Here is a 20,529-nt window from a genome sequence, read left to right as displayed (position 1 = left end):
ATCTGTTACCCATGTCCTTGTACTGATGTGTCACCTATGAGTGTGAGTCGTACCGTCGCCTTTTCTTGGCCTACGTTCTTTTGGCGAAGCAAAAGAAGGTAGGTCGGCCGCCGGGCCGAGACCCGGCCTCGAAAAACAACCCCCCGGCAGGGAACAAAACAGATCCCTGGACCCATCAGGAAGACTCAGCGCCCACCCTGAAAACTACGCGTACTGTACAGATCCATCGGCAGCCGCGACAGCTGCGGCAGACCAGACACCGCATCCACCGGCTGCCTCTCGATGTAGTTGAAGAACACATCGGAATCGAGCACGCCAATGTCCAGACGGCGCGCATCAGGCACCGCCGCCAGCGTCTTGTAGCCATCGCCACCCGTGGCATTGAAGCTCAGCACGAACAGCTTGTATGTGCGCGCGGTATCCAGCGGCTTCCACGTCTTGCTCGCGTTGTCATACACCTCGATGCCCGATACGCGCTGGCCGGCCGCCGCTGCCGCATTCACGTCAAAGCGCAGGCCGCCCGTGTAGGGGTAGGGGCCGGTCGTGCCGCTGGGGCCGTACACGGCCTGCAGGCCGTCCTCGAGCATGCCCTTGACTTCCGTGCCGGTGATGTCCAGGCGGAACAGCTTGTTGCCGAAGGGCAGGACCTGGATGACCTGGGCGGCCGTGACCTGGCCCAGCAGCGGGATGCGCACGCCGCCGCCGCTTTGCAGGGTGATGTCGGCGCCGCCGTAGTGGCGGTTGGCTTCTTCCAGGTAGGCCTGGGCCACGAGCTGCTGGATGTCGCCGCCGCGCACGCTGACGCTGCCTTCGGCATTGCATGCGGCGCTGGACTGGCTGTAGTTCATGGTGCCGACGCCGCCGGGCACGCGGCGCGAGCACAGTTCCCGGGGCACGGTGGCGACCTGCTTGAGGTTGAACTGGGCGACCTTGTCCTTGAAGGGCTGCAGCGCGGCAGTGGCCTTGGCCGAGGGCGTGGTCACGCGCAGCACGCCGGTGGCGGCGGCACTGGCCTTGAGCGCGGTCTTTTGCGCATCGGTGGCGGCCTTGCCGGCGATGGTGAAGCTGTCGCCGATCAGCACATGGGGCGTGCCCGTGCACTGGGTGACGCGGCCGTCGGCGTCGAACTGGACCTTGAGGTCGCCGACGACCTGGGCGTACTCCCAGGCCTGGACCACGCAGACGGGGCTGCCGTCCCTGTCGGTCAGGCGCGTGGGGTAGGCGCCGCCGGGCGTGCCCACGCCCGTGGTGTTGAGCACGTCGGGGCCGAGCAGGGTGTGCGAGTCGCCGCCCACGACCACGTCCACGCCGCTGAGCTTGGGCACGATCTGGCGGTCGTACTCATAGCCCACGTGGCTCATGACGATGATCTTGTTGATGCCCTTGGCGCGCAGCGCGTCGATTTCGCGCTGGGCTGCGGTGGCCTCGTCCTCGAAGGTGGTGTCGGTATCGGGGCTGGACGATGCCTTGGTCTTGCCCGCAATGGTCAGGCCGACGATGCCGATCTTCTGGCCGCCGCGCTCCACCACGGTGGAGGGGTTCACATAGCCGGGCGCCTTGGCCGCGTTCAGGGCCGAGTTGGCGCCAAAGCGCACGTTGGCGCTGAGCACGGGCGTCTTGCAGGTGCCTGTGCGCAGGCGGTCCAGGAAGGACTTGAGGCCGCTGTCGCCCTTGTCGAACTCGTGGTTGCCCAGCGTGAAGGCGTCAAAGCAGACGGTGTTCATGAGGGCGGCATCGGCCTCGCCGTCGGCGCCTGCGCGGTTGAAGTACAGCGTGCCGGTGAGCGCGTCGCCGGCATGCAGCTTGAGCACGTTGGGCGACTGCGCGGCCAGCTCCTCGATGGCCTGGGTCACGCGCGCAAAGCCTGCGGCGTCCACGGCCACGGCTTCGGCCTTGCCCGTGCCGGCGTCCAGCTGCAAGGTCTTGCTCTTGGACTCCAGCGTGGAGTGGTGATCGTTGATGTGCAGAATGCGCAGCTCCAGCGGCTGGCCTGCGGGCGTGTCGTTGCCGGAGCCGCCGCAACCGGCGATCAGGGCGGAGGCAGCCAGGGCCACGGCCAGCGGGCGCAGGGCGGGGCGATGGGAGGTCAAGGACATGAACGGGTTCTCTCTGTATCGGTTTGTCACGGCCGCCGATGCTGGGCAAGGCAGATGACATGGCGATGAAAGCGCCCTGCAGGGGGCTTGACCTTGACATGGTGGCAATCTCTAAAGTGCCCGCATGCGAGAACAAAGGAGTCAGGCAATGAATGCATCGACCAAGGCCGGCATGGCCATAGACCTGCCCGTTCAGGGCATGACCTGCGCCTCCTGCGTGGGGCGTGTGGAACGCGCGCTCAAGAAGCTGCCGGGCGTGCAGGAAGCCGTGGTCAACCTGGCCACCGAAAAGGCCAGCATCCGCTTCGAGGGCGCGGCCGATCTGCCCGCCGCCATTGCAGCCATCGAGAAGGCCGGCTACGAGGTGCCCCAGTCCAGCGTGGAACTGGAAGTGGAGGGCATGACCTGCGCCTCCTGCGTGGGCCGCGTGGAGCGGGTGCTGAAAAAGGTGGAGGGCGTGCAATCGGCCAGCGTGAACCTGGCCACCGAACGTGCAGTGGTGACGCTGGCTGGCAGCGCAGATGTGGCGGCCCTTGTGGCAGCTGTGCACAAGGCCGGGTACGAGGCGCGTCCGCTGGGCGCCAGCGCGAACCCGGCCAGTGAAGGCGGCGCAGCGCAGTCGCCGGCCGAAGACGGCACGGAGCAGCGCCAGGCGCGCGAGCGGGCCTCGCTCAAGCGCTCGCTGATCGTGGCCACGGTGTTTGCTTTGCCGGTGTTCGTGCTGGAGATGGGCGGCCACATGGTGCCGGCCTTCCACCACTGGGTGGGGCAGGCCATCGGCACGCAGAACAGCTGGTACCTGCAGTGCCTGCTGTCGGCCATCGTGCTGTTCGGGCCGGGCCTGCGCTTTTTCCAGAAAGGCATTCCCGCGCTGCTGCGCGGCGCGCCCGACATGAATTCGCTGGTGGCCGTGGGCACCTCGGCGGCCTTTGCCTATTCGCTGGTGGCCACCTTCTTGCCGCAGTGGCTGCCGGCCGGCACGGTGAATGTGTATTACGAGGCGGCGGCCGTGATCGTGGCGCTGATCCTGCTGGGCCGCTTCATGGAGGCGCGCGCCAAGGGCAATACCTCGGAGGCCATCCGCCGCCTGGTGCGACTGCAGGCCAAGACGGCGCGCGTGCGCAAGGACGGCGCCGTGCAGGAAGTGGACATCGCCGCCGTGCGTGCGGGCGACACCATCGAGGTGCGGCCCGGCGAGCGCATTCCCGTCGATGGCGAGGTCATCGAGGGCAGCAGCTTCGTCGATGAATCCATGATCAGCGGCGAGCCCGTGCCGGTCGAGAAAACCCCGGGTGCCGAACTGGTCGGCGGCACGGTGAACCAGAACGGCGCACTGGCCTTTCGCGCCACCAAGGTGGGCGCGGACACGCTGCTGGCGCAGATCATCCGCATGGTCGAGCAGGCCCAGGGCTCCAAGCTGCCCATACAGGCGCTGGTGGATCAGGTCACCATGTGGTTCGTGCCGGCCGTGATGGCCGTGGCCCTGCTGACCTTCGGCGCCTGGCTGGCCTGGGGGCCGTCGCCCGCACTGAGCTTTGCGCTGGTCAATGCCGTGGCCGTGCTCATCATCGCCTGCCCCTGCGCCATGGGCCTGGCCACGCCCACCTCCATCATGGTGGGCACGGGCCGCGCCGCGCAGATGGGCGTGCTGCTGCGCAAGGGCGAGGCGCTGCAGACCTTGAAAGACGCCCGCGTGGTGGCCGTGGACAAGACGGGCACGCTGACGCGCGGCCGCCCCGAGCTGACCGACCTGGTGCTGGCCCCCGGCTTCGAGGGCGAGCGCAGCCGCGTGCTGGCGCTGGTGGCGGCCGTGGAGGACCGCTCCGAGCACCCGATTGCGCGCGCCATCGTGGATGCTGCCAAGGCCGAGGATCTGCCGCTGGGTGCCGTGGATCGCTTTGAATCGGTGACAGGCTTTGGCGTGCGCGCCCAGGTGGACGGCGTGCGCGTGGAGATCGGTGCCGACCGCTTCATGCGCGAATTGGGCCTGCAGGTGGACACGCTGGCAGACGAGGCCGCGCGCCTGGGCGACGAAGGCAAGACGCCGCTGTATGCCGCGGTGGACGGCCGCCTGGCCGCCATGATCGCCGTGGCCGATCCCATCAAGGACAGCACGCCGGCCGCCATTGCCGCCCTGCACGCCTTGGGCCTGAAGGTGGCCATGATCACCGGCGACAACCGCCGCACGGCCGAGGCCATTGCGCGCCAGCTGGGCATCGACGAGGTGGTGGCCGAGGTGCTGCCCGGCGGCAAGGTCGATGCCGTCAAGCGCCTGAAGGCCGAGCACGGCACGCTGGCCTATGTGGGCGACGGCATCAACGACGCGCCGGCCCTGGCCGAGGCCGATGTGGGCCTGGCCATCGGCACGGGCACGGACATCGCCATCGAGGCGGCCGACGTGGTGCTGATGTCGGGCGACCTGGGCGGCGTGCCCAATGCGATTGCGCTGTCCAAGGCCACCATGGCCAACATCCGCCAGAACCTGTTCTGGGCCTTTGCCTACAACGTGGCCCTGATCCCCGTGGCCGCTGGCCTGCTGTACCCCGTCAACGGCACGCTGCTGTCGCCCGTGTTCGCGGCCGGGGCCATGGCGCTGTCCAGCGTCTTCGTGCTCAGCAACGCGCTGCGCCTGCGGCGTTTCAGTCCGCCGCTGGCGGCGGGTCGTTGAACGACGAAGGCAGTCAGCCGGGCAGCTTGGGGACGTCTATGAAGTCGTCCAGGCTCAGGCCCTTTTCTTTCAGCAGGGCCTCGAGCACGGGCTGCAGGCGGCCCAGGCTTTGCTGCACGGTCTCGCGCACCGTGTCCACCACGACCTGGGTGCTGCGGTCGATCTCCACATTGAGCAGGTCGCCCACGCCCTTGGACTCGAACACGGTCATGCGGCGCGTCTCGGGGATCAGCCAGACCTCGAACCAGCCGGCCTGGCGGTCCACCTCGGACACCGTGAGGCTGGCGCCGTTGATGGCGATGTAGCCCTTGGCGAACACGTAGTGGCGAAAGCCCCCGGGAATGCCGAAGCGGATGCGGTGGTTGGTGTCGCTGGAGGCCACTTCCAGCACGGGCGAGGTGAAGTCCACGTGGCCCGACAGCGGATGGCCGCCGATCTCGGCGCCGTCCTTTGCCGCGCGCTCCACATTGACGCGCCCGCCCACGGCATAGCCGCCCAGCGTGGTGATGTTCAGGCTTTGCAGCATCACATCGAACGTGGCGCGCGTGGGCGAGAGGATCTCGGTCACCGTCAGGCACACGCCGTCGGTGGAGACGCTGGCGCCGATGGCCAGGTCCTGGCAGAAGCCTTCGGGAAAGTCGAGGGTGAAGGTGCGCAGGCCGTTCTGGTCGCGCAGCGCGGCAATGCTTGCCACGGCCTGGATGATGCCGGTGAACACGATGTGGGATTCCTTGGAGCCGCCCGGGCGGCGGCGAAGCGGGTATTTTGCATCGCGGCGCTGCGCTGCGGGGGCGCAGGCCGGCGTGTCCCTGCGGGCATCAGGCTGGTGCCGCTGCCTCTTCCCACCAGCCGCTGAGCAGGGCTGGGGGCCGCTGCGCCGCATGCACCCAGGCACAGGACGGCCAGGCATCCTGCTGCACGTTCATGCCCGCATAGATGCCGTAGCCGGGGCCGGCCGCGATCTCGCCTTCGGCATGCAGGGTCTCGCCCGCGCGGATGCTGCAGGCCGCACGGATGTCGCCCAGCGCACGCATGCCCCAGTCCACCTCGATGTGGCTGCCGCCTTCCACGTCGGCGCCAGCGTACAGGCCGTGGCCCAGCTCGATCAGGCCGCTGGCGCGGATGCTGCCGCCCGCGCGCAGGCCCTTGCCGCAGCGGATGGCGCCCTGTACCTCGATGTCCTGGCCGGCCTGTGCGCCGCCGCCCAGGCGCAGGTCGGCGCCGCAGCGCAGCTCCCAGCCGGCGCGCACGTCCTCGGCGCGCAGTTCCTCGTGCACGTCCACGCTCCAGGCGGCCTTGACCAGGCCGCCGGCCTGCAGCGGGCCGCTGCAGAAGATGGCGCCGCCGCTGTGCAGGTCCTGGCCGGCCTCGATGCGGCCGGCGTGGATGCCGGCGCCGGCCTGCAGCGTGCGGCCCACGGCCAGCAGGCCGGGCACGCGCAGCTCGCCATGCACGACGACGCTGCCCGCGAACACCAGGGCATCGGCCTCCAGGTGATCGACCTCCAGCACGGCGTCGGTGGGGCCGAACTGGTTCATGAGCCAGCGCGCGTCCTCGACGCGGCCATCGCCCACCAGGGCGTCGAGCACGCGCTGGTAGTCGTTGCCGTCATGGCGGTTGCGCACGAACCAGCGAAAGCCCGCCGCGCAAGGGCTTTTGGCGCGCAGAAAGTTTTGGGAGAGTTCCATGTCCATCGTCAGCTCCTGGGTCACAGCGGCTGTGCCATGCGGCGGCGCAGCCTGAAAGGCGTGCAGGCCAGGGCGATGCGGGCGTGGGCCGGCAGCTCCTGGCATGCGTTTGCATGCGGATTCGCTGCGGGGGCCGTGCGGGAAGCTGGGGTTGGACCTCAGGCTTTCCGCACGGCGGCGGAAAGCAGGGCCGTGAAGCCGCACAGGCTGATGAAGGCCGTGGGCACGCCGTGCACGCGCTGCGGCCGCTGCGCGCGCAAGGCGGTGCAGCGGGTCGGGGCGTGGCGGAAAAGGCGTGTAGGGGCCATGGACAGGGGGATTAGCAGCCGCGATTATGCCGCCAGGCCATTTGCGCACGGGGGCATGGGGGCGTGTACAGGACGGGGCTTCGTTGCTTTGGGTAACATCACGGACCCTGCGGGCGCCCGGTGGAGGACCATCGGCGCCCGGTTGCCCTGCTGCGCGGCGATCGGCCCGGCAGGGTCCTCTCGCCAAGAGAAGCCCATGAATTCCAAGACTCCCCCCTCGTTCCTGAGCCGCATCGCCATCGCGATCGGCAGTTTCTTCGCCATCCTCGGCAACGGCCGCCTGGCCGCCGATGTGTCCCGGCTGCGCGACGGCGAGCCGCTGGCCGCCGACGTGCCGCCGCCCGCACCCAAGGAGGTGCGCGTGGAGGTGCCCGTGGACCGGATCGTCGAGGTCCGCGTCGAGGTGCCTGTCGAAAAGGTGGTCGAGAAAGTGGTTGAAAAGCGTGTCGAGGTGCCGGTCGAGAAGATCGTCGAAAAGACCGTCGTGGAGCCGGCCGCACCCGCTGGCACCGCCGCCCTGCAGCTGCTGGGCCTGCTGCAGCGCGAGGCGCGCTTCGTGGACTTCGTGCAGGAAGACGTGGCCGGCTACGCCGACGCCGAGATCGGCGCCGCCGCCCGCGTGGTGCACGAAGGCTGCCGCAAGGTGCTGCGTGAGCATTTCAGCATCGCCCCCGTACGGACGGAGGCCGAAGGCAGCCGCGTCACGCTGGCCGCAGGCTTTGATGCCGCCGCCATGCGCCTGACGGGCAACGTGGTCGGCCAGGCACCCTTCACGGGCACGCTGGGCCACCGTGGCTGGCGCGTGGACGATGTCCGCCTGCCCCAGCTCACCGATCACAAGGCTGCCGCCATCGTGGCCCAGGCCGAGGTGGAGCTGTGAGCATGGACCAGTCCCGTCAATCCTCCCAGGCGCGCTACAGCATCGGCATCGACCTGGGCACCACGCATTGCGCGCTCTCCTATGTGGACCGCCAGGCCAGCGATGGCGAGAAGGTGGAGCAGGGCGTGCTGGACATTCCCCAGCTCACCGGCCCCTCCAGCGTGGAGGCACGCCCGCTGCTGCCGTCCTTCCTCTACCTGCCGCATGAAAGCGAGCTGACTGCGGCCGACATGGCCCTGCCCTGGGGCGCCAGCCAGGACTTCGTGGTGGGCGAGTTCGCGCGATCGCGCGGCGCGGCCACGCCGATACGGCTGGTCTCCAGCGCCAAGAGCTGGCTGTGCCATCCGGGCGTGGACCGCCGCTCGCCCCTGCTGCCGGCCGATGCGCCCGAGGAGGTGCACCGCGTCTCGCCGCTGACCGCCTCCATCCGCTACCTGTCGCACCTGCGCTGGGCCTGGGAACAGGCCCATCCCGAGGCGCCGTTCGACGCCCAGGACGTGACGGTGACCATTCCCGCCTCGTTCGACCCGGCCGCGCGCGAGCTGACGGCCGAGGCCTGCCGCGCCGCGGGCTTCCAGAGGCTCACGCTGCTGGAGGAACCCCAGGCTGCGCTGTACAGCTGGATCCAGGCCAGCGGCGGCCAGTGGCGCAAGCAGGTACAAAGCGGCGAGATCATCCTCGTCGTGGACGTGGGCGGCGGCACCACCGACCTGTCGCTGATCGCCGTGCTGGAAAAGGACGGCGGCCTGGAGCTGCAGCGCGTGGCCGTGGGCGAGCACATCCTGCTGGGCGGCGACAACATGGACCTGGCCCTGGCCTACGGCGTGGCCCGCAAGCTGGCCCAGGAGGGCAAGCAGCTCGACGCCTGGCAGACCCGCGCCCTGGCCCATGGCTGCCGCCAGGCCAAGGAGCAACTGCTGGCCGACGCCTCGCTGCAGTCCGTGCCCGTGGTCGTGCCCAGCCGGGGCAGCAAGCTCATCGGCGGCAGCATCCGCACCGAGGTCACGCGTGACGAGGTGCTGCAGATGCTGGTGGAAGGCTTCTTCCCGCGCGCAGCCGTCTCCGACAAGCCCCAGACCCGCGCGCGCGCCGCGCTGACCCAGCTGGGCCTGCCCTATGCGCAGGACGCAGCCGTCACGCGCCACCTGGCGGCCTTCCTCTCGCGCCAGGCCGGCGCCACCGAGCAGATCGAAGGCCTCCAGGGCACGCAGCCCGAGGGCGCGTCCTTCCTGCATCCCTCGGCCATCCTGTTCAACGGCGGCGTGCTCAAGGCGCCGCAGATCGAGCAGCGCATCCTGGAAGTCGTCAACGGCTGGCTGGCCGGCGAAGGCGCGCAACCCGCGCGCCTGCTGGATGGCGCCAACCTGGACCTGGCCGTGGCGCGCGGCGCCGCCTACTTCGGCCATGTGGCGGCTGCGGGCCGTGGCGTGCGCATCCGTGGCGGCACGGCGCAGAGCTATTACGTGGGCGTGGAAAGCAACATGCCCGCCATCCCCGGCATGGAGCCGCCCATCTCGGCCCTGTGCCTGGCGCCCTTCGGCATGGAAGAGGGCACCGAGGTGGCGCTGGACACCCAGGAATTCGGCCTGGTCGTGGGCGAGCCCGTGCGCCTGCGCTTTTTCGGCTCCTCCGTGCGCCGCGCCGACCAGGTCGGCACCATGCTGGACTTCTGGGGCCCAGAGGAACTGGTCGAGCTGCAGGAAATCGAGGCCCACCTGCCCGCCGAAGGCCGTGCGCCCGGCGAGATCGTGCCCGTCACCCTGCATGCACGCGTGACCGACATCGGCACGCTGGAGCTCAACGCCGTGCCCGTGGGTGGCGAAGAACGCTGGAAGGTGGAGTTCGACGTGCGGGCCGATGTAGCGTAGCCCGCCCCGGCGGCAGGCCCGGTCCGGGCCGCGCACCGTGCCTTGTATGACTGCCGATATGCCTGATACTGCCGCCCCCTTCGCTCCCGACGCCGCCCACATCGTGGGCATCGACCTTGGCACCAGCCACACCGTGGTGGCGCATGTGTCCGTCGGCGGCACGGCGGCCGACATCGCCTTGCTGCCCGTGGCGCAGCGCGTCTCGGCCAGCGAGGTGGCGGCCCAGGTGCTGCTGCCCTCGGCGCGCTACCAGGCGGCGCCCGGCGAGCTCGGCGATGCCTGGCAGCAGCCTTGGACTGCTCTGGGCGCCGATGCGCAAGCGCCCGCCGTCAATGGCCGCTGGGCGCGTGACCTGGGCGCGGCCGTGCCGTCGCGCCTGGTGGCCAGCGCCAAAAGCTGGCTGTCGCACGCGGGCGTGGACCGCACGGCGGCCATCCTGCCCTGGGGCGCGCCCGAAGAGGTGGCCCGGCTGTCGCCGCTGCAGGCCTCGGCCAGTTACCTGGACCATGTCCGGCAGGCCTGGGACCGCACGCACCCCGGCGCGCCGCTGAGGGACCAGCTGGTCGTGCTGACCGTGCCGGCCTCATTCGACGAAGGCGCGCGCGCACTGACGCTGGAGGCCGCGCGGCTGGCCGGCCTGCCTGCGGTGCAATTGCTGGAGGAACCCAAGGCCGCCTTCCACGACTGGCTGGTGCTGCAGGGCGAACGCCTGGCGGCCGAGCTGGCGCACTGCCGCCTGGTGCTGGTGGTGGATGTGGGCGGCGGCACTACCGACCTGACCCTGATCCGCGTGCAGCCCGCTGAAGCTGGAGGCCTGCCCGTGCTGACACGCACGGCCGTGGGCGAGCACCTGATGCTGGGCGGCGACAACATGGACCTGGCGCTGGCCCATCGGCTGGAGCCGCAGTTCGCCCCGCCCGGCGAGCGTCTGCCCGCCGCACGCTTCGCCCAACTGGTGCAGCGCTGCCGCATGGCCAAGGAACAGTTGCTGGCCGACGATGCGCCCGAGTCCGTGGCCGTGACCCTGCTGGGCGGCGGATCGAAGCTGCTGGCGCAGACGCGCACGGCCACGCTGCGCCGCGACGAGGTGCGCGAGGCCGTGGTCGAAGGCTTCATGCCGCTGGCCGGCCTGCAGGATCTGCCCACCCGGCGCCAGGGCGCTTTGCGCGGCCTGGGGCTGCCCTATCCTGCCGATGCGGCGATCACACGGCACCTGGCGCAGTTCCTCGCGCAGCACGCGGCTGGGGAGTTGCCCGATGCGGTCCTGCTCAATGGCGGCGTCTTCCACGCCCATGCGCTGGCCCAGCGGCTGGTGGCGCAGCTGCAGGCCTGGCGCGGCCAGCCGCTGCGCCTGCTGCACAACCCGCATCCCGACTGGGCCGTTGCACGCGGCGCAGCGGCGCATGGCCTGGCCATGCATGTCCAGAGCCGTCCGTCTGAGGATCTGCCGGAATCGGAAGATGCCCGGACTGTGCCCGCCCCGGTACCGCGCATCGGCGGTGGCTCGCCGCGCAGCTACTGGCTGGTCCTGCCCGAGAAGGCGGGTGCCGCACCACAGGGCATCTGCCTGCTGCCGCGCGGCACGGAGGAGGGCGTGCGCATCGTGCTCTCCGGCCGGCGCTTTGCGTTGCGCCTGGGCCAGGCCGTGCGCTTTTCGCTGGTGGCCAACAGCCTGGCGGCGGCGCCTGCGCAGGCCGGCCGTATCGCGGCGCTCGACGGCGAGGGCTGGGTCGAGCTGCCCGCACTGTCCACCGTGCTGCCCGCGCCCGAAGGCCGGGACAAGGCCCAGGTCGAAGTGCAACTGCAGGCCTGCATGACCGAGGTCGGCACGCTGGAGGTGCGCTGCGTGGCCGCCGACGATGCGCAGCGCCAGTGGCTGCTGCCGTTCAGCGTGCGTGGTGCGCTGGCCGCAGATGCGCAGGACACCGGCGATCGTTCTGCCCGGCAGGGCCGGCTGGCGGACGCCGTGGCCCTGATCGAGCGCATCTTCGGCAGCCAGGCCCAGGAGGTGACGGCCAAGGAGGTCCGCCAGCTGCGCCAGTCGCTGGAGCGACGGCTGGGCCCGCGCGAGGACTGGGACCTGCCGCTGCTGCGCGCACTGTTCGACGCCTTGCTGGCCCGCGCCAGGCGCCGCCGCCGCACGGCCGAGCACGAGCGCGTCTGGCTGAACCTGGCAGGCTGGTGCCTGCGCCCCGGCGTGGGCGCCGAGCTGGACGGCTGGCGCATGCAGCAGGTCTGGCAACTGCATGGCCAGGGCCTGGGCCATGGCGGCGAGGCTGCCAACCGCACCGAATGGTGGGTGTTCTGGCGCCGCGTGGCCGCAGGCCTGGACGAGGCCCGGCAGATGGAGCTGCTGGAAGAGGTTGCCGGCCACATGCAAAAGGCCGTGCAGCAGTCCACGCAGCGCAGCCAGGGCAAGTCCGCCCATGGCAGCTACGACGACATGCTGCGCCTGTTCGCCGCCATGGAAGCTGTGCCCTGGCAGTACCGCCAGGAAATGGGCCAGTGGATGCTGCAGCGGCTGAAGCACCCTGGTGAATCCGTGCAGACCTGGTGGGCCATAGGCCGGCTGGCCGCGCGCATGCCGCTGGCGGCCAACGCCCACCGCGTCATGCCGCCCGAGGCTGCGCAGGAGTTCCTGGACGCCACCCTGGCCCAGGACTGGCGCCGCAATGAGACCGCCATGTTCGCTGCCGTGCAGATGGCCCGCATGACGGGCGACCGTGCGCTGGACCTGTCCGATGTCCAGCGCGCCCTGGTGCTGGAGCGGTTGCGCGGCGCCGGTGCACCGCAGCGCTGGATCGACCTGGTGGAACAGGTCCAGCAGATGGACGCCCAGGATGCGAAGCGCAGCTTTGGGGATAGCCTGCCCCCGGGGCTGGTGCTGGTGGGGTGACGGCTGTTGCTCCAAGAAGAAGGCCCCGCAGTGCGGGGCCTTCTTCTTGGGGAGGCACTGCAGCAAGTGCAGTGCGCTGTGCTTACTGCGAGTTCCAGACGTAGTAGGCGACACCTTCGTACTTGAAAACGGGATAGCTGGCGATCACGAAATCGCGTTCAGCCGCGTTGGCCGTGTAGAAGTGCGTGCCTGTCTGCACGTTGAAGAAGCGGAACATGGGCACGGTGCCATTGCCGGCGGCCGTCTGGGCATACCAGGACGTGCCCTCGCTCTTGAAGCTGGGATAGGTTGCGAGCACGTAGTCACGTTCAGGCTGGCTGATGGTGAAGAAGTGCGCGCCGGAGGCCGTATTGAAGAAACGGAACACCGGGTCCAGGCCCTGCTGCGGCTGGGTGGACGCATAGAAGGCCACGTTCTCGTACTGGAAGGCCGGGTAGGTGGCCACCACATAGTCGCGCTCGGAGGCGCTGGCGGTATAGAAGTGAGCGCCGGTCTGGCGGTTGAAGAAGCGGTAGATGGCGGTGCGGGCCTGTCCGGTGCCGACGCCGCCCGTGCCCGTGTCTGCAGCAAGCCACTTCTGCACATTGGGGAAGAGCAGGTCAAAGCGCCCATAGATCGAGTTGCCACCCGTGCGCGAACAGGTCTGGTCGTCGCCGCCGTAGAGCGTGCCGACCAGCAGGCCATTCAGGAACAGGCCCGAACCGCTGCTGCCCGGCTGCGTCAGGCCCTGGTCCCAATTCACGCTGAGGTAGCCGCCATCGCGGTACCGGCAGGTCATGGTGGCATCGCTGGAGGGTTCGCAGGCCAAGGAGCGGTCATAGGTGCCGAAGCTGATCTTCTGCAGGTCGCCACGCGGGTGGTGTATGCCTACCACCTTGGCGCCACTGGTCAGGGCCTGGGTGGACCAGCCGGCAAAGACGGCGCCTGCAGGGGCGGCTTCGTTGAGCCGCAGCAAGCTGCCGTCATAGGTGGCGGTGGCGTACAGCAGGGTGGCGCCGTTGCGCAGCGTGCGCGAGGCCGACGACAGCGTGCGGCTGTTGCACGAGGGCGTGCGATAGAACCACGAAGTCTCCAGCGTGGAGGCCACGGTCTGGGTGCTGATGCAATGGTTGGCCGTGAGGAAGTAGGGCGTTCCGGAGCCTGCCTTGTCGTTGATCAGCGTGCCCGAGCACACATAGCCCTGGCCGTTCTGGACATAGAACATGCGCGCCACGGCGTTGCGCTGCGCGCTGTAGGCGTCATAGCAGGTGGAGTCCAGGTGGCATGACAGGGACTCGTTGAGCTGGGCCGAGAACACGTTCTCGCCCTCCAGCGGCAGCGACAGGTTCTCGTACACGTGCATGACGCGCGGAATGGCCAGTCGCAGCGCATCGGCAGGCGTGCCGGGCGGCAGGTCGATCTCCAGGGTGACCTCGTCGCCGCCGCTGTCGGGAGTCCACCAGGTGCGGCCGTCGGCGCTGGCATCGCCTGCGTCCTTGTTGGCCTGCAGCAATTGGAGCACGCGCTGGCCCGAAATTTCATAGGCGCCGGCGCGGTCGCCCTGGGCATAGATGCGCAGCAGTGCGCTGCCGGGCAACTGCTCGATTTCCACACCCAGGCGAATGCCGTAGGCACCTTCGGAGCGCACGCTGACTGCGGCAATCAGCCCGCCGTCGGCCGAGGTCTGCCATTGCAGTTGCCCGCCCAGGGCCTGGGTGGTGGCGGTCTGGCTGCTGGGGCGCTGTGCGCCCACCTGCAGGGCGCCGCCCACAGTGGCCGAGGCGGCTCGCACATCCTTCCAGGTGCCCAGTTCCACGCGCAGCGGCGTGGGGGTGACGGCTGCGGGGGAAGACATGCTGCGCGAAGCCAGGAACTCCCGAGGCGTGTCCTGCGGCTGGACGCGCGAGTCCACGCTCATGCGGGGGATGAACTGAGGCACATCTGTGGCGCCCTCCTGCCCCCATGCCAGCCCCAGGCTGCCGGCCAGGGCGAGCGCCAGCGCGACGCTGCGCAAACCCCTGCGCGCAGTGGTGTCGAAAAGATCGGTCATGAGCTCCCTCTCAACGGATTGGTGGATATTGCGAAACCCGGGCATTTTAGGTGTTGTGTGCGTGACAGCCCGGTGACGGCAGGGCCGTCCGGCGCTTCCTAGAATGGTCGCTGCGCTGCAGCGGCAGCCGGGTGCGGACACTGCGAGCGCCGTGCCTGCCCCACACATCTGCCCCCTGTCATCTACCAAGGATCTGATCCAGCATGAGCCATTCCTACTCCGACACCCAACTCCTGATCGACGGCCAATGGCAGGACGCCGCCAGCGGCAGGAAGATTCCCGTGCGCAATCCGGCCAGCGGCGAGGTCATCGGCCATGTGGCCCATGCCGACGTGGCCGACCTGGACCGTGCGCTGGCCGCCGCTCAGCGCGGCTTCGAGACCTGGCGCAAGGTCTCCGCCCATGAGCGCGGAGCCGCCATGCGCCGTGCCGCAGCCCTGCTCAAGGACCGGGCCGACGAGATCGCCGCCCTGCTGACGCAGGAGCAGGGCAAGCCGCTGGCCGAGGCCAAGGGCGAGATCCTGGCCGGCGTGGGCATCATCGAATGGTTTGCCGACGAGGCGCTGCGCGTGTATGGCCGCATCGTGCCCTCGCGCCGTCCCGAGGTGCAGCAGCTGGTGATCAAGGAGCCCGTGGGTCCCGTGGCCGCCTTCACGCCCTGGAACTTCCCCGTCAACCAGATCGTGCGCAAGATCGGCGCGGCGCTGGCCACAGGCTGCTCCTTCCTGTGCAAGGCGCCCGAGGAAACGCCGGCCGCGCCTGCCGCCCTGTTCAAGTGCTTTGTCGATGCCGGCGTGCCCGCCGGGGTGGTGGGCCTGGTGTTCGGCGATCCGGCCCAGATTTCCTCCTACCTGATCGCCCATCCCGTGATCCGCAAGGTCACGTTCACGGGTTCCACGCCCGTGGGCAAGCAGCTGGCGGCGCTGGCCGGCCAGCACATGAAGCGCTCGACCATGGAGCTGGGCGGCCACGCGCCGGTCATCGTGGCCGAGGATGCCGACGTGGCGCTGGCCGTCAAGGCGGCGGGTGCCGCCAAGTTCCGCAATGCAGGCCAGGTCTGTATCTCGCCCACGCGCTTTCTGGTGCACAACAGCGTGCGCGAGGAGTTCACACGCGCCATGGTGGCGCATGCCGAAGGCCTCAAGGTCGGCGATGGCCTGGTGCAGGGCACGCAGATGGGCCCGCTGGCCAATCCGCGCCGCGTCACCGCACTGGCCCATTTCATCGAGGACGCGCAAAAGCAGGGCGCCAAGCTGCTCACGGGCGGCGGCTCCCTGGGCGACAAGGGCAACTACTTTGCACCCACGGTGCTGGGCGATGTGCCGCTGAGCGCCGAGATCTTCAACCAGGAGCCTTTCGGCCCCGTGGCTGCCATCCGCGGCTTCGACGATCTGGGCGATGCCATCGCCGAGGCCAACCGCCTGTCCTATGGCCTGGCCGCCTATGCGTTCACGCGCTCCATCAAGACCGCTCACCAGCTGGCGCAGCAGGTCGAGGCCGGCATGCTGTGGATCAACCAGCCGGCCGTGGCCTCGGCCGAGATGCCGTTCGGCGGCATCAAGGACTCGGGCTACGGCTCCGAAGGCGGCCCCGAGGCGCTGGAGGCCTACCTGGTCTCCAAGGCCGTGTCCATTGCCGCCGTGTGATCATGGCCGGCTGAAAGATGAACGGCCCCTGAGGGGGCCGTTTTTCATGGGTGCGGCTTGCGCGCGGGAATGCGGTAGATGACGGCCGCGTACTTGGGCCGCTGCTGCTGCTCCACGACGACCCCGCCCAATCCTTCGGCGATGCGCCGGCTGGCCGTGTTGGCCTCGGCCACCGGGTAGCTGAAGGACTTCGGGGCGAAGGTTTCCGCGGCCCAGGCGGCCAGGGCGGCAACGGCCTCGCGGCCATGGCCCTGGCCATGCGCGTCCTCGCGTATCCAGATGCCGAGTTCGGGCTCGGCATCGCGCGCGCGGTGCAGGCCCAGCAGGCCGGTGAATCGGCCTGACGCGCGCTCGCGCAGCGTGAAGTTGAAGTCCGTGCCGGCTGCGATCTCCCGCAGCCATCCGCGCCAGACTGCCTCGAAATCGGCAGGCGCCGATGGCGGCTCGAACGACAGGTAGCGCGTCAACGTGGGCGTGATGCAGGCAAAGGCCTCATCGGCATCGGCGGCAGTGAAGGGGCGCAGCGCCAGGCGCTGTGAGGTGATGGTGGTGTCGCTCCACGTCATGGATGCTTTCCTCGCAACAGGGGGACAGAGAGCGTGGGGCGCTGTCGGCCTGGGCTGGCCATTCTGGCATGGGTCCGTGCTTCAGCCGGCATTGCGGAAGAAGGCTTCGTGCTGCGCGATCTCGTGCGCGGCATGGCGCAGCTGGCGGGCCTGGTCTGGATGGCGTTCGGCCACGCGCTGCGCCAGTGCGCGCAAAAGCGGCGGGCACTGGCCGGGCGCCTGCTGCAGCCGCTGCAGGCGCAGCAGCGCGGCGCGCACGGCGCGGGCGGTGCCGTCGCCCAGGGCCGCTTCCCCGGACAGCTGGTGCAGCGCCTGGATGGCGCGGCCCACATGCAGGGCGGCCAGGCCGCACTCGGCCGCCTGCGCGCCCAGCTGCCCTCCGGCCTGCTCCGACATGCGCACCAGGCGCAGCAGCCGGTGGTACAGGCGGGCGCGCCAGATGCGGCCATCGCGCGCATGGCCGGGCGTGGCGGCCATGTCCTGCAGTTCGTGGACCATCATGGAGCGCAGGCCCTGCAGCCGTCCCTGCAGGGTGACCGGCAGGATGAATCGGTAGGCAGCCCAGCCGGCCAGCGGCCCGGACACCACCGCCAGCCCCAGGGCCAGCGCATGGCCGAAGCTGGCCGTCTGCGGGTAGTGGGGCTGCAGCAGGAGCAGCAGCACCATGTTGCAGTCATAGCCCGAGAGCGCGGTGCGCTGGTGGGAGAACAGCAGCGCGCCCACGAAGACGAAGGGCAGCATCAGCCAGACCAGGCCCGCCTGGCTGCTGGCGAACGGCCAGACCAGCCACTGGCAGGCCAGGGCCACCAGCACGCCCATGGCCTGGCCCAGGGTCACATGGCGCATGGTGGCCGACGGGTTCTCGAAGCCCGAGAACACGGTCAGCATGATGGACATGCCCAGCAGCATGTAGGCGCCGCCGCTCCAGCCCGAGGCCACCCACAGCAGGCCCACGATGGCGATGGCCGCGCTGGCACGCAGCATGGCGCGGCGCGCGCCCAGCCAGTCGCTGTGCAGCACCACGGGCCATTGGCGGGCGCGGTGGCCGGGCGGCAGGGCCACGTCATGGGTGGCGGCCAGGTGGGCCTGCAGCGCAAAGCCCATCGGGGCCAGCATGTCGGCTGCGCCGGGCCAGGCCACAGCGGCCTCGCGTGCGCGTACCAGGGCCGCCGCGGCCTCGTGCAACTGCACGCGCGTCTCCAGCGCCACGGCGGCTTCGCGCAGCGCCTGCGCGGCGGCCAGGGCCTGCGCCTCGCCAAAGGCCGCAGGCGGCTCCTGCGACGGTGCATCGCGCAGCCACAGCAGGGCCGAGATCTGGGCATTCATGAGCCGGCGCAGCGCGTGCACGGCTTCGCGCGAGCGCTGCGATCCTGCGGCGTGCGGGTCCAGCCCCTCCTCGATCACCGCCATGGCCAGCAGGCGGGCGGCGATCTCCTGCGAGCCCAGTGACGAACGGCCGCGCGCCTGCAGGCTGTCGGCCAGATCGCGCAGCAGCCGGGCAAACAGCTGGCGTACCTCGGCATTGCCGGGAATGCCGCTGCCCTTGGGCGTGAACAGCCAGCCCACGAGCAAGGCTGCGAACACGCCGGTCAGCGCGGTGAACAGCCGGTCCCAGCCCAGGGCGAAGACCTGCTCGGGATGGGCGAAGTCCAGCAGCGCCACCATGGCTGCCGAATAGCCGGACAGCATGGTGCCGTAGGCCACGAAGCTGCGCTGCAGATTGCCCACGCCCGCGCACAGGCCCAGCCAGACGGCCAGGCCCAGCACCAGCCACAGCAGATTGCCCTGGGCCAGCAGCACCAGGCCCACGCCCACGGCCGTGCCGGCCACGGTGCCTGCGACCCGGAAAAAGCTTTTCTCGACCAGTTGCCCGCGCAGCGGCTGGGATGCGGCCCAGGTGGCCATGGCGGCCCACTGCGGATGCTCCAGCCCCAGCTGCCAGGCGGCCAGCAAGGCCAGGCAGGCGGCAAAGGCCGTGCGCAGATGCTGGCGCAGGCGCACGGGGTCGAAGCCCCAGCGGACCGAGGCCTGCAGCAGGCGGCCATAGGCATCGTGGAGGGCGCTCATGGCGCGCCTTCCGTGCGCAGCGCGCCCATGCGCGCCTGGATCTTGGCCATGCCGGCCAGCATGGCCTCGACCTCGGCATCGTCCAGGTCCTGCAGCATGGCCAGCTCGGCCTGCAGCATGGTGGCGCGCACGCGGTCCACGGCGCCGTTGCCTTCATCGGTCAGGAAGATGCGCTTGCTGCGCCGGTCACCGGGGTCGGCGCGGCGCTCCACCCATCCGTGGCCTTCCAGAATGTCGAGCAGGCGCACCAGGCTGGAGCCGTCCAGGCCCACACGCTCGGCCAGTTCCTTTTGCGTGACACCGTCGCCCCAGGCGCGCAGGTGGATCAGCGGCGCCCAGGTGGCGTCGGTCAGGCCGTCGGCCAGCAGTTGTTCCTCGACCTGGCGGCGCCACTGGCGTACCAGGGTGACCATGAGAAAGCCGAGACGGGCGCGGGGAGGGGCAGAGGCAAAGGACATGCCTCGATTATCTTTGTAGTTCAATTAATTTGTATTGCAAATTAATTGTGCCTGCATTTGGTTCAAGGGTATTCCCTTGCTCTGGAAGGCAGTCCGTCCATGAAAAAGGCCCTGCGAGACGATGCCTCGCAGGGCCGGTCGATGGATGCTGGCAGCTTCAGAGCAGGCCGGGCACCCAGCGGTTGAAGAGCAGGCCCGCCACCAGAAGCCATGCGAACAGCAAGGCGGCCAGCAGCAGGGGCTTCGTGCCTGCGGCACGCACGGCGCGGACATGGGTGGTCAGGCCCAGGGCCGCCATGGCCACGGCCAGCAGCGCGTTGTCCAGCTGCACGCCCACCTGCACCACGGCAGCGGGCAGCACGCCCAGCGAGTTCACGCCGGCCATGGCGACGAAGCCCAGCGCGAACCAGGGAATGGTGATGCGGCGCGGCTGGCCGTCGCTCATCTGGCTGCTGCGGTTGCCGCGCGCCACCGCCATGGACAGCAGCAGCAGGAAGGGGGCCAGCATCATCACGCGCACCATCTTGGAGATCACCGCCACGTCGGCGGCTTCGGGCGCAATGGCTTCGCCGGCGGCCACGACCTGGGCCACCTCATGCACGGTGGAGCCCACGTACAGCCCGTACTGCGCGGGCGACATGTCCAGCCAGCCGTGGGCGGCGTTCCAGTGGAACAGCGCGGGGTAGAGAAAGGTGCCCACGGTGCCGAAGACCACCACGGTGGCCACGGCCACGGCCACGTCTTCGGCACGTCCCTTGATCACGGGTTCGGTGGCCAGCACGGCAGCGGCGCCGCAGATGGAGCTGCCCGCGCCGATCAGCACCGTGGTGCGCGCATCCAGCCCGAAGACGCGGCGGCCCAGCCACTGCGCCAGCAAAAAGGTGCTGCCCAGCACCAGGGCATCGACCACCACGCCGGCCATGCCCACATGGCCTATGTCCTGGAAGGTCAGCCGCAGGCCGTAGAGCACGATGCCCGCGCGCAGCAGGCGCTGCTTGGCCAGGCCCACGCCGGCATGGCAGCTGGGCGCCAGGCGCGGATAGACGGTGTTGCCGATGACCAGGCCGATGCAGATGGCCAGCGTGAGCGCGCTCAGGCCCGAGCCGGCCAGCAGGGGCTGGCGTGCGCCCCAGGTGGCGGCTGCGGCAATGGCGCCGGCCAGCAGCAGGCCGGGCGCAAGCTCGGTCAAATGGCGAAGCCAGCCAGGGAGGGAGGAGCGTGGGAGGGAAGTGGTGTTCATGGTGCCTGCGCGCCGCGTCAGGAGCGCGGTGCATGGGAGGCACTTTAGATTTCTTGGCTATATTCGTATAACGAATAGTTTTTGTAGCATCAACCGGGGAAACAGGTTGATGCCTCGTC

The 20,529-nt window shown here is 69.7% G+C and carries 13 protein-coding genes; 5 read left to right on the top strand and 8 right to left on the bottom strand.

Features of this window, described 5'->3' with window-relative positions; all coding sequences use genetic code 11:
* Window positions 1–185 precede the first annotated feature (185 nt).
* A complete protein-coding gene (locus tag AC5I49_RS28680) occupies window positions 186–2,096 on the bottom strand; it encodes a bifunctional metallophosphatase/5'-nucleotidase (protein WP_495790234.1) in 1,911 nt (636 codons plus the stop codon).
* Window positions 2,097–2,244: 148 nt separating this feature from the next.
* Between AC5I49_RS28680 and AC5I49_RS28675 the strand changes: the two genes are divergently transcribed.
* Window positions 2,245–4,764 (top strand): heavy metal translocating P-type ATPase, encoded by a 2,520-nt coding sequence (locus tag AC5I49_RS28675; RefSeq protein ID WP_495790233.1) that lies wholly within the window; start codon window positions 2,245–2,247, stop codon window positions 4,762–4,764.
* A 13-nt stretch (window positions 4,765–4,777) separates the two neighbouring features.
* Here AC5I49_RS28675 and AC5I49_RS28670 read toward each other — a convergent pair whose 3' ends face one another.
* Together AC5I49_RS28670 and AC5I49_RS28665 are read right to left on the bottom strand one after the other, a co-directional pair.
* Entirely contained in the window at window positions 4,778–5,482 is a 705-nt protein-coding gene (locus AC5I49_RS28670; protein WP_046241446.1) for a riboflavin synthase, read from the bottom strand.
* 100 nt (window positions 5,483–5,582) lie between these two features.
* Window positions 5,583–6,458, bottom strand: coding sequence for a hypothetical protein (locus tag AC5I49_RS28665; RefSeq protein WP_043823815.1), 876 nt, complete (start codon window positions 6,456–6,458; stop codon window positions 5,583–5,585).
* 498 nt (window positions 6,459–6,956) lie between these two features.
* Here AC5I49_RS28665 and AC5I49_RS28660 point away from each other — a divergent pair, with 498 nt between their 5' ends.
* From AC5I49_RS28660 to AC5I49_RS28650, 3 genes are read left to right on the top strand one after another with little or no spacing between them, the layout of a single operon-like run.
* Window positions 6,957–7,640, top strand: coding sequence for a DUF2760 domain-containing protein (locus tag AC5I49_RS28660; protein WP_133072732.1), 684 nt, complete (start codon window positions 6,957–6,959; stop codon window positions 7,638–7,640).
* A 2-nt stretch (window positions 7,641–7,642) separates the two neighbouring features.
* The gene (locus AC5I49_RS28655) at window positions 7,643–9,508 is read left to right on the top strand and encodes an Hsp70 family protein (RefSeq protein WP_495790232.1); all 1,866 of its coding nucleotides are present in this window, start codon (window positions 7,643–7,645) and stop codon (window positions 9,506–9,508) included.
* A gap of 58 nt (window positions 9,509–9,566) precedes the next feature.
* A complete protein-coding gene (locus AC5I49_RS28650; RefSeq protein ID WP_495790231.1) occupies window positions 9,567–12,404 on the top strand; it encodes an Hsp70 family protein in 2,838 nt (945 codons plus the stop codon).
* An 82-nt stretch (window positions 12,405–12,486) separates the two neighbouring features.
* On the opposite strand, the gene AC5I49_RS28645 is transcribed toward AC5I49_RS28650, so the two are convergent.
* Window positions 12,487–14,433 carry a trypsin-like serine protease gene (locus AC5I49_RS28645; protein ID WP_279993085.1) on the bottom strand — a complete coding sequence of 649 codons (1,947 nt, stop codon included), beginning with the start codon at window positions 14,431–14,433 and terminating at the stop codon, window positions 12,487–12,489.
* A 203-nt stretch (window positions 14,434–14,636) separates the two neighbouring features.
* Between AC5I49_RS28645 and AC5I49_RS28640 the strand changes: the two genes are divergently transcribed.
* Window positions 14,637–16,079, top strand: coding sequence for an NAD-dependent succinate-semialdehyde dehydrogenase (locus AC5I49_RS28640; protein WP_016448756.1), 1,443 nt, complete (start codon window positions 14,637–14,639; stop codon window positions 16,077–16,079).
* A gap of 44 nt (window positions 16,080–16,123) precedes the next feature.
* Here AC5I49_RS28640 and AC5I49_RS28635 read toward each other — a convergent pair whose 3' ends face one another.
* From AC5I49_RS28635 to AC5I49_RS28620, 4 genes are all read right to left on the bottom strand, one after another.
* Complete coding sequence (locus tag AC5I49_RS28635) at window positions 16,124–16,645, bottom strand: GNAT family N-acetyltransferase (RefSeq protein ID WP_016448755.1); 522 nt, start codon at window positions 16,643–16,645, stop codon at window positions 16,124–16,126.
* 81 nt (window positions 16,646–16,726) lie between these two features.
* Window positions 16,727–18,712, bottom strand: a complete 1,986-nt coding sequence (locus AC5I49_RS28630) for an FUSC family protein (RefSeq protein ID WP_495790230.1) — start codon at window positions 18,710–18,712, stop codon at window positions 16,727–16,729.
* Window positions 18,709–19,170, bottom strand: a complete 462-nt coding sequence (locus AC5I49_RS28625) for a MarR family winged helix-turn-helix transcriptional regulator (protein WP_016448753.1) — start codon at window positions 19,168–19,170, stop codon at window positions 18,709–18,711. The genes AC5I49_RS28630 and AC5I49_RS28625 overlap by 4 nt, the downstream gene beginning before the upstream one ends.
* Before the next feature lie 157 nt (window positions 19,171–19,327).
* Window positions 19,328–20,410, bottom strand: coding sequence for a YeiH family protein (locus tag AC5I49_RS28620; protein WP_026062025.1), 1,083 nt, complete (start codon window positions 20,408–20,410; stop codon window positions 19,328–19,330).
* Window positions 20,411–20,529 lie beyond the last annotated feature (119 nt).

The organism is Delftia sp. (genome assembly GCF_059499305.1).
Note: the sequence above shows the minus strand (reverse complement) of the source record. Positions and strands in the feature narration are given on the sequence as shown.

Bases quoted from the DNA above. Each gene is read 5' to 3' on its own strand.
- AC5I49_RS28620 (WP_026062025.1), bottom strand. From the start codon at position 20,410: ATGAACACCACTTCCCTCCCACGCTCCTCCCTCCCTGGCTGGCTTCGC.
- AC5I49_RS28625 (WP_016448753.1), bottom strand. From the start codon at position 19,170: ATGTCCTTTGCCTCTGCCCCTCCCCGCGCCCGTCTCGGCTTTCTCATG.
- AC5I49_RS28645 (WP_279993085.1), bottom strand. From the start codon at position 14,433: ATGACCGATCTTTTCGACACCACTGCGCGCAGGGGTTTGCGCAGCGTC.
- AC5I49_RS28640 (WP_016448756.1), top strand. From the start codon at position 14,637: ATGAGCCATTCCTACTCCGACACCCAACTCCTGATCGACGGCCAATGG.
- AC5I49_RS28630 (WP_495790230.1), bottom strand. From the start codon at position 18,712: ATGAGCGCCCTCCACGATGCCTATGGCCGCCTGCTGCAGGCCTCGGTC.
- AC5I49_RS28665 (WP_043823815.1), bottom strand. From the start codon at position 6,458: ATGGACATGGAACTCTCCCAAAACTTTCTGCGCGCCAAAAGCCCTTGC.
- AC5I49_RS28650 (WP_495790231.1), top strand. From the start codon at position 9,567: ATGCCTGATACTGCCGCCCCCTTCGCTCCCGACGCCGCCCACATCGTG.
- AC5I49_RS28680 (WP_495790234.1), bottom strand. From the start codon at position 2,096: ATGTCCTTGACCTCCCATCGCCCCGCCCTGCGCCCGCTGGCCGTGGCC.
- AC5I49_RS28635 (WP_016448755.1), bottom strand. From the start codon at position 16,645: ATGACGTGGAGCGACACCACCATCACCTCACAGCGCCTGGCGCTGCGC.
- AC5I49_RS28675 (WP_495790233.1), top strand. From the start codon at position 2,245: ATGAATGCATCGACCAAGGCCGGCATGGCCATAGACCTGCCCGTTCAG.
- AC5I49_RS28660 (WP_133072732.1), top strand. From the start codon at position 6,957: ATGAATTCCAAGACTCCCCCCTCGTTCCTGAGCCGCATCGCCATCGCG.
- AC5I49_RS28655 (WP_495790232.1), top strand. From the start codon at position 7,643: ATGGACCAGTCCCGTCAATCCTCCCAGGCGCGCTACAGCATCGGCATC.